The sequence below is a fragment of the Ruegeria sp. N10 genome (genome assembly GCF_056531545.1).
Map to the genome: position 1 here is coordinate 72,293 of NZ_JBQFLY010000011.1, position 12,403 is coordinate 84,695.

The following is a 12,403-nucleotide window of genomic DNA, read 5'->3' on the forward strand; positions in this document are numbered from 1 at the left end:
GAACCGGTGCAAGTGCAAAGCCTATGGTGCGAGGTAGCGCGTGCAGGAACTCCTGCCTAGCGCTGATCCCCAATGCGATATGGCAACCTGAATGATAGCAGGTTCTGACTGAAAAAGACTGCATGGTCCGCGGCAGGTTCTTGCCCGAAGGAATCTTGGTACTGGGGACCGAACCACGCGGCTAAGCCTCAGCATGCAACGCAAAGGTAATATGTCTCAACTTTTCGCGCGTCACGCGGCGCCCGGCTTCCTGCGTCACAGGATGGATGGTGGAGATTTGGAGAGTGAACGCCAACCATTCGACTGTTTGTACGATCTGCAAGATTTGGTGACGTATCTGAGATTAAACGTTCCGTATCCTTTCCCTAATTTAGCTTTATCGGTCGACAAAGAGGTCGACCAGAAACCAGAACCAAAAGGAAAATATTATGAAATCTCTCATCTTTGCCGCCATGGCGACTGCAATTGCCCTGTCCACCCCGGCCTTTGCCGCTGACGAAATCAACGTGTCCAACGGCATTTCAGCCGCTGGTGCGCCACTGGCCGCACATGGCGTTGATCTGGTTGCATTGGTCAATGATGGCAACCCGGTCGAAGGCTTCGCCACTCACTCGTCAACTTATGACGGAGCCTCCTATTATTTCACGTCCGCCGCGAACCGTGAAGCGTTCGAGGCAAACCCTGCTGCATACCTGCCGCAGCATGGTGGCTTCTGTTCATTCGGCGTATCGGTCGGCAAGAAGTTTGACGGTGACCCGGATCAATACCTTGTCGCAGACGGAAAACTGTTTCTGTTCCTGAACGCGGAAACCCGGGCAGCCTTTTTGAAGGACGTTGTCGCCACCGCAAAGACGGCGGATGACCAATGGGCGAATATCAAAACCGTCGCCGTGGGCGAGCTGTAAGACCCGCCCCGATTGCCCGCGGCGTTAACGCGTCGCGGGCAGTTTTGCGTTGATCACCTCAAGGGCTTTGGCCAACGCCGCCTCGATACTCAAATCAGTGGTGTCCAACCGCACGGCATCCTCAGCCGGTTTCATCGGAGCGGTACTGCGCTCAGCATCTCGCGCGTCCCGTTCTCTGACGTCCGCCAAAACCTGTTCACGGGTTACGTCAGCGCCTTTTGCACTTAGCTCCAGGAAGCGTCGCTCGGCGCGCACTTCAGCACTGGCTGTTACAAACAGCTTCACTTCGGCATCCGGACAAATCACCGTGCCGATATCACGACCGTCCAGAACGGCCCCACCTGCCCTGCGGGAAAATGTGCGCTGAAAATCGGCCAAGGCTGCGCGAACCTCTGGAAGAACCGCCACTTTGGAAGCTGCCTGCGCAATCTCGGCGGTGCGCAGGTCGCCTTGTTCAAGTTCTTCCGCTGTCAGGGCCTGTGCGGCCTCAAGCGCGTCAACCCCTTCCAGGGTCCGCCTTCCGACAGCGCGATACAGCAAGCCCGTGTCCAGATGGGCAAAGCCGAAATGCGCCGCCACAGCCTTGGATATCGTGCCCTTGCCCGCAGCCGCTGGTCCGTCAATGGCAACCGTGAAACTCACGTGCGCTGTACCTTTGCGCCCAGCGACGCCATCAGTGGTTCAAAGATCGGGAAAGACGTTGCAATCGGGCCACCATCATCCACGCTTACGGGATTCTGCGCCCCCATACCCATCACCATGAACGACATGGCAATGCGGTGATCCAGAAAGCTTTCGCAGGTGCCGCCGCCCGGAACGTTGCCGATGCCCAGCCCTTCAACCGACCACCAGTCGTCGCCTTCAGCGACTGTCACCCCGTTGGCGCGCAGGCCACGGGCCATGGCGTCAATCCGGTCGCTTTCCTTCACGCGCAGCTCTTTCACGCCGCCCATCATCGTTGTGCCTGTGGCATTTGCAGCCACCACAGACAGAACCGGGTATTCATCAATCATCGAGGCGGCACGCTCGGAAGGAACGTCGATGCCTTTCATGTTGGGCGAGTACTTGGCGCGCAAATCGGCAACCGGCTCGCCCCCTTCTTCGCGTTCGTTTTCATAGGTCAGATCAGCGCCCATCTCGCGCAAGGTTGTAAAAAGGCCCGCGCGTGTGGGGTTCAAACCGATCCCTGGAACCAAAACATCCGATCCAGGTGTGATCAATGCCGCGCAAACCGGAAAAGCCGCGCTGGACGGATCGCGCGGTACAGCGATGACCTGTGGCTTCAGCTCCGGGCGACCGGTCAGAGTGATAACACGGCCCTCGTCGGTATCCTCGACCGTGATTTCGGCACCAAATCCAGCCAGCATCCGTTCGGAATGGTCACGTGTAGCCTCTTTCTCGATCACAACGGTCTTTCCGGGGGCATTCAGACCCGCCAAAAGTACGGCGGATTTCACCTGCGCCGACGGCACAGGAACTTCGTATCGCACAGGGGTCGGATCCGCAGCGCCGACGATGGTCATCGGCAAGCGCCCGCCGGATCGCCCAACCGATTGTGCCCCAAACAGGGCCAGAGGGTCAGTCACCCGCGCCATGGGGCGTTTGTTCAGACTGACATCACCGGTAAAGGTCGCCGTGATCGGAGAGGTCGCCATCGCCCCCATGATCAGCCGCACACCGGTTCCCGAGTTGCCACAGTCGATCACCTGACCCGGTTCGGCGAAGCCACCGACACCCACGCCGTGCACTGTCCATTCCCCGTTTCCGTGCTCTGTGACCTCGGCGCCGAAGGCACGCATCGCCTTTGCGGTATCCAGTACGTCTTCGCCCTCCAGCAAACCCGAAATCCTGGTTTCACCCACGGCCATAGCACCAAGGATCAGCGACCGGTGCGAAATCGACTTGTCGCCGGGCACCTCGGCCGTGCCGGTCAGCGGGCCGCAGGGATGCGAGGTCATCGGGATGGGCGTGCCGTGTCCGGACATGAGGGCTCCTTTTGCGCTATCAGTGCTCAAGCCGATTAGCGAATTGACGCCCGTTGGTCCAGCGGCAATCAGCCTTTGCGTCGGAAGGTCAGGTAGTGAGGTGTCCGACCCTCGCGCAGCGCCTTCTGTTCGTATCGCGTGGAGATCCAGTCGCCCCACGGCTCGCGCCAGTCAGAAGGGCGTTCGGCCAGCCATTCAAACCCGGCGCGCGGAACCTCTTCCAAGGTCTGACGCACATAATCGGGAATGTCAGTTGCAACCCGGAAGATCGCCCCGGGTTTCAGCACTTTCGCCAGCGGTTCAAGATGTTCCTGGGTTACAAATCGACGGCGATGATGCCGCGTTTTGGGCCATGGGTCGGGATAGAGAAGGAACGCGCGCGAAATGCTGGCCTCTGGCAGCACGTCGAATAGATCGCGCACATCGCCGGGGTGCACGGCAAGGTTTTCAACACCTGCCTGACGGATTCTGCCCAGCAGCATGGCAACACCGTTGATGTATGGCTCGGCCCCGATGATGCCAATGTCAGGATTGTTTTGCGCCTGGTGCACCAGATGCTCACCACCGCCGAAGCCAATTTCCAACCAGACCGGCTTGCCGCCGAACAGATCGTTCAGGTCCAGCGGCTTGCGTTCGGGATTCGAGGCCCAGTCCACGGCGCCGGGTGACAAGGCGGCCAGATCTTCGTTCAGATAGGTCTTTTGACTGGGCTTCAGGGTCTTGCCCTTGAAGCGGCCATAAAAGTTTCTGCGCGGGCGTTGTGGGGTCTCTGTGCTCATGGCGGTGGCCATACTGCGCAGTGGAGTACGTTGCAAGGGCGTGCACCGCCCCAAAGAAAAGCGCGCCCCTGAAGGCGCGCTTTGGATTTTTCAGATCAAACTGCGGATTTCAGCGCGTCGACCAGATCAGTGCGTTCCCAGCTAAAACCGCCATCCGCATCCGGTTCGCGGCCAAAGTGACCGTAAGCCGCTGTACGCTGGTAGATCGGCTTGTTCAGCTGAAGGTGCTGACGAATGCCGCGGGGTGTCAGATCCATGACCTCACCAACTGCTTTTTCGATCGCCGCATCTGCAACCTGACCCGTGCCATGCGTGTCTGCATAGATCGAAAGCGGCTTCGATACGCCAATGGCATAGCTCAACTGAATGGTGCAGCGCTCGGCCATACCGGCGGCTACAACGTTTTTCGCCAGATAGCGCGCGGCATAGGCCGCCGAACGGTCAACCTTGGTCGGGTCTTTGCCCGAGAATGCGCCGCCACCATGCGGGGCTGCGCCACCATAGGTATCCACGATGATCTTACGACCGGTCAGACCAGCGTCGCCATCCGGCCCGCCAATAACGAATTTTCCGGTCGGGTTGACGTGCCATTCGGTATCAGCCGACAACCAGCCTTCGGGCAGAGTTTCACGGATATAAGGTTCAACGATGGCGCGGATGTCATCCGACGTCAGCGCCTCGTCCAGATGCTGCGTCGACAGAACGATCGAGCTGACGCCAACCGGTTTGCCGTCTTGATAAACGACCGACAATTGAGATTTCGCATCCGGCCCCAGTGCAGGCTCGGTGCCGTTCTTGCGCACTTCGGCCAGACGCCGCAGGATTGCATGCGAATACTGGATCGGTGCAGGCATAAGCGCAGGCGTCTCGGTTGTCGCGAAGCCGAACATGATGCCCTGGTCGCCAGCGCCTTCGTCCTTGTTGTCTGCGGCATCCACACCCTGCGCGATATGGGCGGATTGTTCGTGCAGAAGGTTTGTCACCTCGACGGTTTCGTGGTGGAATTTGTCCTGCTCATATCCGATATCTTTCACGCACTCGCGCGCGATCTCTTCGATGTGGCCCATGTAGTCGTGCAGTTTGTCCTTGTCCGACAGACCAACTTCGCCACCGATAACGATGCGGTTGGTCGTGGCAAAGGTTTCGCAGGCCACGCGCGCCTCAGGCTCTTCATTCAGAAATGCATCAAGGACAGCATCTGAGATACGGTCACAGACCTTATCCGGGTGCCCTTCGGAAACGGATTCCGAAGTAAAGGTATAGTTCTGTCGGGACATAAATGTGCTCCATTAAGGTTTCTCCGCCACGCCAGGAAGCCGTTGTGACAGACCACAGACGCATACGCTTGCCCAAAGTTGGGGTCAATCTCTAATTGCCCGGTTGCCGCGGGTACCAAACAGCGCCATCGCCAGAATAAACAGTAAGACAACAACGATCGGACTGTCTCCGATACGTGCATAAGCCGTGCGACGGTGTGGTTGCGGCAGCACGGCGTCCACATATCCAGCCTCACCCAGAGCCAACGACGCAGTCAAACGACCCAATGGGTCAATCATGGCCGATACACCGGTATTGGCCGAACGGATCATCGGCAAGCCCTGCTCAATTGCCCTCATCCGGGCTTGTACCAGGTGTTGAAACGGTCCCGACCGTGTTCCAAACCAGGCGTCATTTGTGATTTGCAGCAAGAAATCAGCCCGACCCGGCGCACCGTTCACATCTTGCGGGAAGACGGCTTCGTAGCAAATCAGTGGCAACGCCTTTCCCAGCTTGCCGAGGTCCAACAGGGCAGGGCCCGGCCCCGCGCTGAACCCGTGCCCGGTTGTAGTTGCCAGACCACTGATCCCGAAACGCCCCATCAGATCACCCAAGGGGACATATTCGCCGAATGGCGCCAGATGGTGTTTGTCATACACCCCTGCCAGACGCCCGGTTTCATCCAGATAGATCAGCGAGTTGAAAATCCTCGGACCTTCTGCGCGCTGAATCCCCAGTATCACCGGCGCACCCTGCGCGGCATCCGCAATAGTCGACAGAAACGGTCGTGCGCTGCCCAACCATGCGGGAACCGCGGTCTCGGGCCAAACAATCAGGTCAGGTCTAGGAGAGGCTGCAGTATACTCAACCTGACGCGCAAAAAACAAAGGCGCATATGCCGGATCCCATTTTTGATGCTGAGGGGCATTCGGCTGGATCACGCGAACCAGATGCGAACTACCCTGAACGACGGGTCGCGTCGACCCGTAGGCAATCGCCATCGCTGCCATAACGCCGGTAAAACTCAGGGTCCGCACCAAACCGTCCAAGGGTTTGTCCTGCACCAATGCCGCGCCAATTAGGAATGTTGCGGCAAAGGTCAGCACATTCAACCCATACGGCCCGACCAGAGACAGCATCTGCGCCACTGGCGTGTCCACCCAGATTTGCGCGACCCCAGCCCATGGAAAGCCGGTCAACACATATCCCCGCGCCACTTCGGCCAGGGACAAAACTGCAACCAGTAATATGCCCTGACGAACTGGCGTGGCACCAATTCTGCGCGACAGGCCAAAGGCGGCAGCCCAGAACAAGGCCAGTCCGCCCGCTAAGAACACCAACGCAAACGGGGCCATCCAGGCATGGCGTTCAGCATCTACCTGAAACGGCTCAATGATCCAGCCAAGGGCATGGGCAAAATAGCCGGTCGCGAAGGCCCAGCCGACCCATGCCGCCCGGCCTCGGGTTTCGCTGGCAAGGAAGATCGGCACAATCAGGACCAGAGCCAAAACGGTTGCGCCCCAATACAGATGAGGCGCCTGACCAAACGCGCCTACACCGCCAAGGGCGGCAGCGACCAACAATCTCAATGATAATGGCCAGCCCCGTACTGGGGTCATGCAGCAACGTCCGGCAGCATGACGCGCAGCCGTTTGATACGGCGTGGATCGGCTTCGATCACTTCGAATTCCGGACCTTCTGGATGAATGACAACTTCACCCCGCGCCGGAACGCGGCCGGAGAGCATAAACACAAGCCCGCCCAGAGTATCGATTTCCTCTTCGTCGACGTCTTCATGACTGGTCAGAGACCGGCCAATCTCAGCCTCGAAATCTTCGAGCGGCACACGCGCCTGCACCACATAACATCCGGGCTTTTCCTGCACCCAAAGCTGGTCTTCATCCGCATCGTGCTCGTCAGCGATTTCGCCGACGACCTGCTCGATCAGGTCTTCGATCGTGAGCAGTCCATCAACGCCGCCATATTCATCAATCACCAATGCCATGTGACGCCGCTCGGTTTGCATCTTGGTCAACAAGACGCCGATTGGCATGGATGGCGGCACGAACAATAGCGTCCGCAGCATCGAGGTCAGATCAAACTCTTTGCCGCCACCGTTGAAACCGTGGGTCAGGGCAAAATCCTTGAGATGAACAAAACCAAGCGGTGTATCCAAGGTTCCCTCATAGACAGGAATCCTTGACATACCACTGCTCCGGAAAACATCCGCCAGTTCATCTTTTGTGATCGTTGAAGGTACCGAGACGATTTCAGCGGTAGGGATGGCAACATCCTCAACGCGCATCCGGCGCAGGTTAATCATCCCGCGTGGCTGCGCCACAGCCGCGTTTTGTCCGTTCACCGTCTGGTCCGGTTGAGTATCATCGCTCGAAAACACTTCGAGGATTCGAGAAAACAGACCGGTTTTCTCTTCCGTTTCAGTACTGCTGTCCTGAGGTTGCGCGCTTTGCGCCGCCCTAGAACTGCCTTCTATATCGCCCATTACCTTGTTCCAACTGATCGGGTCTTGAACCCACATTATACCTTATATGGGTCATCAATACCCAATTTGCCAAGTATCTTGACCTCAATCCCTTCCATCAAGGTGGCATCGGGGTCACGAATGTGATCATAACCCAGCAAATGCAACGTTCCGTGAACAAGCAAATGGGTCACGTGATCATTCATTGCCTTGTTGGCCTCGGCCGTCTCGCGGGCGCAGGTGTCATAGGAAATCGCAATATCGCCCAGAACAATCTCGCCAGTAAAATCCGGCTCTGGCAGGCGTGGTGATTGCCCTGGCTCATCCGGAGCTAGGTCTTCCGCAGGCCAGCTCAGCACATTGGTGGGCGTCGGTTTACCGCGAAATTCTGCGTTCAGTTCTGAAATCCGCGCATCGTTGCATCCCAATATACTGACTTCGCACTGCTCCGGGGCCAATCCGCAATGGGTCAGAACGGCGTTAATCGCCTTTTGTGACAAGACCTCAAGATCTTGCCACCTTTCGTCTTCGAAAATGAGTTCCAGGGTCATCTTACCGCGCAACAGCCTCGTTAGCGGGCTATGTGTTCACGTGGTTTCACGGCCCGCATCGGCCTCATACGCCTCGATGATCGCAGCGACAAGCGGGTGACGCACCACGTCTTTCGAGGTGAAGTAGTTGAAGCTGATATTCGGGATTGTTTTCAACAACCTCTCAGCATCCGCCAAGCCCGATTGAACGCCACGCGGCAAATCGACCTGTGACCGGTCGCCAGTTATGACCATGCGGCTTCCTTCGCCCAGACGGGTCAGGAACATCTTCATCTGCATCGTGGTGGCGTTTTGCGCTTCATCCAGAACTACAAATGCGTTGGCCAGCGTACGACCGCGCATAAAGGCCAGCGGAGCGATTTCGATTCGTTTTTCTTCGATCAGCTTGGCCAACTGTTTTCCGGGCAGAAAATCGTTCAGCGCGTCATAAAGCGGCTGCATGTAAGGGTCGACCTTGTCCTTCATGTCACCCGGCAGATAGCCCAGTTTTTCGCCCGCCTCGACCGCCGGACGGCTCAGGATGATTCGGTCCACATGCCCGCCGATGAACATCGAAACCCCGACCGCCACCGCCAGATAGGTCTTACCCGTCCCCGCCGGACCAATTCCAAAGGCCAGCTCATTCTTGAACAGTGACTGGACATAGGCTTTCTGGGCGTCGGTGCGCGGTTCAACCAACTTCTTGCGGGTTTTGATCTCGACCGAACCGCCCTTGAACATCTCAAGCTGATCGCCATCGCGGCTACCGGTTCCCTGTTCCGAAACACCCATCCGCAACTCGCGATCGACGTCTGCGGCCTCAACCTCGCGCCCACCTTCAAGCCGAGTGTAAAGCGATTGAAGCACCTCAACCGCCTGTTTCTGAGCATCTTCATCGCCCATCACAACAAGCTGATTGCCGCGGCGTACAATCTGGACCGAAAGCTTGGTTTCGATCTCAGCCAGATTGCGGTCATATTCACCGCACAGGTCAATCAGCAATCGGTTGTCGGGAAATTCTACGAACGCCTCGTGTTGGGGCATTTCATCTTGCGGTGGGGTCAGGGCACCGATGGCCAATCCGCTCTCCTGTCTTGGCTGTTCACCCCGAGCGTAGACAACAAATCTTGGTAGGCGCAAGCCACAGTTTAAAAAATAAATGCTGAGATGTCATAACAGCCGATTTAACGGTGATTGGTTGCCGATTGGATGAACATCAGAAGGTGTAATTCAGCCCGAATCTTAATCCGCTGTATTTTGGTGTGGACTTTGTGGAGAAGCCAGAACTGAACTGGATGTCTTTTGATTGGAACTGGACATATTCATATTCGCCCGTAATCGACCAATTGTCGGACAACCTATGCTCGGCCCCTATGCTTGCCGAATAGCCGTTCCGCCGATCTGACACCGGGAAATTCTGAACCGAGGTGGCCGATGCAATACTGTTGGTTGTTTCCACATCGCCCCACAGATATCCGACGCTAAAAAAATACAGAATTCGTCCGCTGCGGTTCGTCAGACCATTGCGAAATCGGACTGCAAGAACATCCGATATCTTTGTTCCGCCCTGCACATTGACGCTGCCGATCCGCCTGCTGACAGTGTCGTCAAGAGCTCCGAATTCATACCCGATTTCGAAGCCGTAGACATAGTCGCGCCCTTCCCTTGCAGGTAAAATGCCACGCCAGCCGCCCCGGACCCCCCCGTATGCTCCCGACAAATCCTGATCACCGATATCAAACTGTCCGCCGGGTGTTGTCAGGCCAAATCGATCGTCCCCACCAGCGCCATAACCACCAGTAAGCCCCAGATAAAAAGCACTGACATCGCTGCTGAATCTTTTCGGGCTGACCACTTCCGGATCGCTTATCTCACCTTTCAAATCACCGGCAATGGATGCGCTGGCAATCAGTGTAACAGCGGTAGTTAGTGTCAGCGTTTTCAACCTGCTCAGGCTCGTAAAGCTCTTGAAAGTCGTCACTCGTACCTCCCTCATCCCGTTTTCCGGGACCGGCATATTGCCGATTTGCAGGCGCAAATCCTTGCGCCCCGAAAACCATGGCTCCTCTCGGAGCATAGTTCCAAGCAATAAATCAAGGGTAAATTTTGGAAACAAACACCAACTATGGTGTCCGGGAGGTGTATACACCGATCTACAGCAACTCACCGGCCAGAGAATTCGCCCCCGACGCAGTGATCCGGACCTCTCTCAAGTCACCCGTGGCGATCTCTGGTCCTTTTACGTGCACCGAATGCAGGTATTCGGACTTTCCAACCATCTGTTCGGGCAGGCGACCCGGTTTTTCGAAAAGAACGCGGACTGTGCGTCCAACCATACCGTCCTGAATTTCCCGCTGATGACGCGTGATCAAGGCCTGAAGCCGCTGCAACCGTTCATCTGACACTGCCGGATCAACCTGGGCTCGTTCAGCCGCTGGGGTTCCCGGACGTGTGGAGTATTTGAAGGAATAGGCGTAGCCGTATTTGACCTCTTCGACCAAATCCATCGTGGCCTGAAAATCATCTTCGGTTTCTTCGGGAAAACCAACGATGAAGTCCCCCGACATCACGATATCAGGCCGCACCGCGCGAATGCGTTCGACCAGCCGCAGATAGCTTTCTGCCGTATGGCTGCGGTTCATCCTTTTGAGGATACGGTCCGAACCCGACTGAACCGGCAAGTGTAGATAGGGCATCAGCTTGTCACAGGTGCCATGCGCCTCGATCAGGTCGTCGGCCATGTCGTTCGGGTGCGAGGTCGTAAAGCGGATGCGTTCCAGCCCGTCGACCTTGTTCAATTCCCAGATCAAGCCGGCAAGTGTCATGTCACCATTTGCCCCGGCACCGTGATAGGCGTTGACGTTTTGGCCCAGCAACGTGATCTCGCGCACCCCGCGCTCGACCAGATCATTGGCTTCGCGGATGATGCGATCCGCTGGACGGCTGACTTCAGCACCGCGCGTATAAGGAACCACGCAGAAGGCGCAGAATTTATCACAGCCCTCCTGAACAGTCAGAAACGCCGTCGGGCCGCGCTTGGCCTTGGGGCGGTTTTTCAGTTTTTCGAACTTGTCCTCTTCGGGGAAATCCGTGTCCAGCGCCTTTTCGCCCGCTCGGGTCTTTGCCTCCATCTCGGGCAGGCGGTGATAGCTTTGCGGACCGACCACCAGATCAACCAGCGGCTGGCGGCGCATGATCTCTTCGCCTTCAGCCTGAGCGACACAGCCCGCCACGCCGATTTTCAAATCAGGCTTCTCGGCCTTCAGACCCTTGAAGCGCCCCAGTTCGGAATACACTTTCTCTGCCGCTTTCTCGCGGATGTGGCAGGTGTTCAGCAGGATCATATCCGCATCTTCGGGGGTCTGGGTTTCAACATAACCCTGCCCGCCCAGCGCCTCGGACATGCGTTCGCTGTCATAGACATTCATCTGACAGCCATAGGTCTTGATAAACAGCTTCTTCGGTTCGGACATGAGACGGGCCTTTGCATTCGCTGGACCGGCGTCGTCTATCTGCTTCGAACGCCGCTTGCAATGCGGGCGCAATTACCCGAATTTGGCGGAACTTTCCAGCAAGACAAAACCGAAAACAGCCGATGCAATACGATTCCTTCGACCATTTCCTGAAAGCGGGGCAGCCCGCAATGACGCAAGGCCCCGTTGCGATGGTCTTTGCCGAGGACGAGGTCGAGTTGGAAAGCACTCTGCATCACCATCTGAAGCTAAGGTTCAAATCCGTTATCGCCTTCATGCCTCAGGAGTTCCGACTAGAGCCCGCGTTGACCGACCGGGTGCATCGGGTCACCTTGAAATGCGTTCCCCGAACGGTGGTTTTCGATACCCTGAACAGAATAATTCAGGCCGCACCCGGCATCTGGATGTATTACTGCTATAACGCCGAATACCTGTTCTTTCCGTTTTGCGAAACGCGCAGCATTGGCGAAATGCTGGCCTTTCACAGCGAAGAACGCCGCAATGCGATGCTGAGCTACGTCATCGACCTTTATGCCGAGGACCTGACCGCTTTTCCCAACGGTGTCGCCCCCGAACAGGCTTTGTTCGACAAAACGGGTTACTATGCCCAATCACGCCACGACCCTGATGGCCAACCTCTGGACCGTCAGGTGGACCTGTCAGGTGGCTTGCGCTGGCGGTTCGAGGATCACATTCCCTATGAACGCCGTCGCATCGACCGCATCGCCCTGTTCAAGGCGCAAAAGGGCCTGATCCTGAAATCCGACCACACGTTCAATGAGCCGGAATACAATACCTATTCCTGCCCATGGCATCACAACGTGACCGCGGCTATCTGTTCCTTCCGCGCCGCGAAGGCGCTCAAAACAAATGCCGGGTCGACTTTTGACATTCCAAGTTTTAGCTGGCGCAACTCCGTGCCTTTTGAATGGCACTCGCGGCAGCTGCTGGATCTGGGTCTGATCGAATCAGGCCAATGGTTCTGAAGCGCC

General features: G+C 57.0%; 12 protein-coding genes and 1 riboswitch. Of the genes, 2 read left to right on the forward strand and 10 right to left on the reverse strand.

Annotation, left to right across the window (positions count from 1 at the left end; genetic code table 11):
• The first annotated feature begins 428 nt into the window (after positions 1–428).
• A complete protein-coding gene (locus ACR0JI_RS14950) occupies positions 429–905 on the forward strand; it encodes a YHS domain-containing (seleno)protein (RefSeq protein ID WP_480473785.1) in 477 nt (158 codons plus the stop codon).
• 24 nt (positions 906–929) lie between these two features.
• Here the strand turns inward: ACR0JI_RS14950 and ACR0JI_RS14955 are convergent, their stop codons facing one another.
• From ACR0JI_RS14955 to miaB, 10 genes are all read right to left on the reverse strand, one after another.
• Entirely contained in the window at positions 930–1,547 is a 618-nt protein-coding gene (locus ACR0JI_RS14955; RefSeq protein WP_480494849.1) for a (d)CMP kinase, read from the reverse strand.
• Positions 1,544–2,890, reverse strand: coding sequence for a 3-phosphoshikimate 1-carboxyvinyltransferase (gene aroA, locus ACR0JI_RS14960; protein WP_480473787.1), 1,347 nt, complete (start codon positions 2,888–2,890; stop codon positions 1,544–1,546). Before aroA ends, ACR0JI_RS14955 begins: the two co-directional genes overlap by 4 nt.
• 68 nt (positions 2,891–2,958) lie before the next feature.
• Positions 2,959–3,669: a tRNA (guanosine(46)-N7)-methyltransferase TrmB gene (gene trmB / locus ACR0JI_RS14965; RefSeq protein WP_480473788.1), complete on the reverse strand. Its 711-nt coding sequence runs from the start codon at positions 3,667–3,669 to the stop codon at positions 2,959–2,961.
• Between the two features lie 95 nt (positions 3,670–3,764).
• A complete protein-coding gene (metK, locus tag ACR0JI_RS14970; protein ID WP_480473789.1) occupies positions 3,765–4,946 on the reverse strand; it encodes a methionine adenosyltransferase in 1,182 nt (393 codons plus the stop codon).
• 5 nt (positions 4,947–4,951) lie between these two features.
• A riboswitch (SAM-SAH riboswitch) is annotated at positions 4,952–5,000 on the reverse strand.
• A 30-nt stretch (positions 5,001–5,030) separates the two neighbouring features.
• The gene (lnt, locus tag ACR0JI_RS14975; RefSeq protein ID WP_480494851.1) at positions 5,031–6,545 is read right to left on the reverse strand and encodes an apolipoprotein N-acyltransferase; all 1,515 of its coding nucleotides are present in this window, start codon (positions 6,543–6,545) and stop codon (positions 5,031–5,033) included.
• A complete protein-coding gene (locus tag ACR0JI_RS14980) occupies positions 6,542–7,429 on the reverse strand; it encodes a hemolysin family protein (RefSeq protein WP_480476819.1) in 888 nt (295 codons plus the stop codon). The genes lnt and ACR0JI_RS14980 overlap by 4 nt, the downstream gene beginning before the upstream one ends.
• Positions 7,430–7,464: 35 nt before the next feature.
• Positions 7,465–7,959 carry an rRNA maturation RNase YbeY gene (gene ybeY / locus ACR0JI_RS14985; RefSeq protein WP_480494853.1) on the reverse strand — a complete coding sequence of 165 codons (495 nt, stop codon included), beginning with the start codon at positions 7,957–7,959 and terminating at the stop codon, positions 7,465–7,467.
• Positions 7,960–7,995: 36 nt separating this feature from the next.
• A complete protein-coding gene (locus ACR0JI_RS14990) occupies positions 7,996–9,018 on the reverse strand; it encodes a PhoH family protein (RefSeq protein ID WP_480494855.1) in 1,023 nt (340 codons plus the stop codon).
• Positions 9,019–9,154: 136 nt separating this feature from the next.
• Entirely contained in the window at positions 9,155–9,919 is a 765-nt protein-coding gene (locus ACR0JI_RS14995) for an outer membrane protein (protein ID WP_480494858.1), read from the reverse strand.
• 172 nt (positions 9,920–10,091) lie between these two features.
• Positions 10,092–11,411 (reverse strand): tRNA (N6-isopentenyl adenosine(37)-C2)-methylthiotransferase MiaB, encoded by a 1,320-nt coding sequence (gene miaB, locus ACR0JI_RS15000; RefSeq protein ID WP_480494860.1) that lies wholly within the window; start codon positions 11,409–11,411, stop codon positions 10,092–10,094.
• A 122-nt stretch (positions 11,412–11,533) separates the two neighbouring features.
• Here miaB and ACR0JI_RS15005 point away from each other — a divergent pair, with 122 nt between their 5' ends.
• Positions 11,534–12,397: a hypothetical protein gene (locus ACR0JI_RS15005; protein WP_480494862.1), complete on the forward strand. Its 864-nt coding sequence runs from the start codon at positions 11,534–11,536 to the stop codon at positions 12,395–12,397.
• Positions 12,398–12,403 lie beyond the last annotated feature (6 nt).